The sequence below is a fragment of the Halorubrum sp. AJ67 genome, assembly GCF_000513435.1.
Genome location: NZ_CBVY010000016.1, coordinates 114955 through 118178, shown reverse-complemented (window position 1 = coordinate 118178; position 3224 = coordinate 114955). Strand labels below are relative to the sequence as shown.

The window sequence follows — 3224 nt, the reverse complement described above, 5'->3', positions numbered from 1 at the left end:
GCGGCGGGCGTCGACTTCGCGGTGTGGTGCACCTACAAGTACCTCAACGCCGGGCCGGGGTCGATCGGCGCGCTGTACGTCGCCGAGCGCCACCACGGGCTCACGCCCGCGCTGGCGGGATGGTGGGGCCACGAGAAGGCGACGCAGTTCGAGATGAACATGGAGTACACGCCCGCCGACTCCGCGGGCGCATGGCAGATCGGGACGCCGCCGCTGCTGTCGGCCGCGCCGCTCGAAGGCTCGGTCGAACTCCTGCGGGAGGCCGGGATCGAGCGCCTGCGGGAGAAGTCGCTCGCGCTGACCGACTTCCTCATCGCCTTGGTTGACGACCGGCTCCCCGAAATCGCGGTCGGGACGCCCAGAGCGCACGCGGCCCGCGGCGGCCACGTCGCTTTAGAACACCCGGACGCCGAACGACTGAGCGAGGCGCTCACCGACCGCGGCGCGGTGGTCGACTTCCGGCCGCCGAACGTGGTCCGCGTCTGTCCCGCGGCCCCGTACACCTCCTTCGCCGACGTGCTCGACGTCGTCGACGCAATCGAGGCGATCCTCGACGGCGGTGCGCACGAGAAGTACGCGACCAACGACGGCGGCGTGACGTAGCGGTTGCGGCCGGGAACGGTTCGCTCACGGTCGACAAACAAACGCGTTCTCCGTCGACACCCACAGAGTTATCCGCCGAATTTGCGTATATATACGTAAGAAGAACGATGCTAGGAGAGTCAAACAACGACGGTAGTGGGTTTGAAGCGGCAGGCAGGGGGGTGGACACAGTTTACGAGGCGATGTTTCTGGAGATGGACGATGCGGCTTTTTAGTCGAGGTCGCGGAGAAGGACGGCGGCTACGAGTTTACGTTTCGACAGAACAACACCGCGCATCAGGAACAGACGGGGTTCTCCGAGGACACGATGTGGGGTCAGACGCCGCGAGAACTCCTCGGCGAAGAGCAGGGAGCGGCCGTGGCCGCGAACTACCGTCGCTGCGTCGAACAGGGGGCCACGATCGAGTACGAGGAGCGGCTCGAGTTCCCGGGAGGAACGACCGACTGGCAGACGAAACTGACGCCGATCACCGAGGACGGATCCATCACCCGTATCGTCGGCGTCGCTCGGGACATCACGGAAAAAAAAGCGACAGGAACGAGAATACCGGCGCACCCACCGCCGGTTCCAGACGGTGTTAGAGACGATGCCGGCGGCAGCGTTTCTGAAGGACACCGACGGTCGATATCTCCTGATGAATCAGGCGTGCCGCGACCTGCTCGACATCGACGGGGATCCCGTCGGAATGACCGACGAGGAGCTCTTTCCGCGAGCGGTCGCCGAGCGGGCTCGGGCGGACGATCTCCGGGTCATCGAGGGCGGAGAGATGGTGGAGATCGAGGAGACGGTCCCGACGCCCGCGGGCGAGACGAGCCGGCTGACTCGGAAGTCTCCCGTGTACGACGAGGAAGGCGAGATCCGGGCGATATGTGGCGTTTCGACCGATATCACCGAGCAGAAACGGCGCGAGGAGGAGATCGAAACGACCCGCGAGGAGCTCCGACAGATCATTGACCTCGTGCCGGACCTCGTGTTCGCGAAGGATCGCGACGGCCGGTATCTTCTGGCCAACGAGGCGACCGCGGCGGCGTACGGGAAGACGCCCGAAGCGGTCGAGGGTAACTCCGAGTCGGACATCATCCCCAGCGTCGACGACTCCGAGGCGTTCCGACAGGACGACATCGAGGTGATCGAGTCGGGCGAACCGAAGACGGTCGGCGAGGAGACGCTGACGACGGCGGCCGGCGAAACGCGCGTTTTTCAGACGACGAAGATCCCGTACCGGAACCCGAAAACGGGCGAAGACGCCGTCTTGGGGTACGCCCGCGACGTGACCGATCTGAAGGCGTACGAGGAGACGCTCGAACGGCAGCGAGACAGTCTCACCTTGCTCAATCAGGTCGTCCGTCACGACATCCGCAACCAGCTGATGGTCGCGGAGTCGTACACCGAACTCCTCGAAGACGCGCTCCCCGACGACCAGAGCCGAACGTACGCGCGGACCGTCATCGAAGCGACGAGACAGGCGATGGAGATCACGGAGACGGCCAGGGATGTCACGGAGGTGCTGCTACAGGTCGGGTCCGACCGGTCTCCGGTGAGTCTCCGCGACGAACTCTCCGAGCAGATAGCACAGATACGGTCGGAACAGGACCGCGCGACGGTCTCCGTCGACGGGTCGATCACCGACGTGACGGTGCTGGCTGACGAGCTGTTGGAGGCGGTGTTCCGGAACCTGCTGATGAACGCGGTCGTCCACAACGACAAGGACGTGGCCGAGATCGGGGTGTCGACCCGCGTCTCGGGCGACATGGTGTGCGTGTCGATCGGGGATAACGGCCCCGGAATCGATGACGAACACAAAGAGCAGATCTTCCAAGAAGGCGAGAAGGGCCTCGAAAGCGGCGGAACGGGCGTCGGGTTGTACCTCGTCAAGACGCTCGTGGACAAGTACGGCGGCGACGTGTGGGTCGAGGACAACGAGCCGACGGGCAGCGTGTTCGTCGTCGAGCTGCCGCTCGCCGAGTGACCGGCAGCCGAGGTCGCCGCAGAGGAATTGTTCGTCCGCGTCTCGAACGGCGACGGGCTTAATCGCTCGAATCCCCAACCGCGAGTAATGGCAGAGTCGTCGGGAATGGACGCGTTCGCGCACCTCGGGAGCGAGATCCGGGAGGCGCTCTCGGAGCGGGGCTTCACCACACCCACGGAGCCCCAGCGGGAAGCCATCCCGCCGCTCGCCGACGGGAGGAACGCCCTCGTCTTGGCCCCGACGGGCACCGGGAAGACGGAGACCGCAATGCTCCCCGTCTTCGACGCACTCGTCGAGGCCCGGAACGCGCCCGGCGACCCGCCGCGCGAAGGGATATCCGCCCTCTACATAACCCCGCTCCGCGCGCTCAACCGCGACATGATGGACCGGCTGGAGTGGTGGGGCGACCGGCTCGACGTCGAGGTCGCGGTGCGGCACGGCGACACCACGCAGTACGAACGCAGCAAACAGGCCGACGACCCGCCGGACGTCCTCATCACGACGCCGGAGAGTCTTCAGGCAATCTTGACCGGCTCGAAGATGCGGGTCGCGCTCGAAGACATCGAACACGTCGTGATAGACGAGGTCCACGAGCTCGCGTCGGCGAAGCGGGGCGCGCAGCTCACGGTCGGGCTCGAACGGCTCCGCCGG

The 3224-nt window shown here is 65.8% G+C and carries 2 protein-coding genes and 1 pseudogene; all 3 read left to right on the top strand.

Going from position 1 to position 3224, the window contains the following annotated elements:
• A partial coding sequence (locus BN903_RS12310) for an aminotransferase class V-fold PLP-dependent enzyme (RefSeq protein ID WP_048078015.1) occupies positions 1 to 603 on the top strand: 603 nt, incomplete at its 5' end.
• Between the two features lie 107 nt (positions 604 to 710).
• Positions 711 to 2573, top strand: a pseudogene (locus BN903_RS12305) (PAS domain-containing protein).
• An 87-nt stretch (positions 2574 to 2660) separates the two neighbouring features.
• The coding region (locus tag BN903_RS12300) for a DEAD/DEAH box helicase (protein WP_048078001.1) at positions 2661 to 3224 on the top strand (564 nt) is incomplete at its 3' end.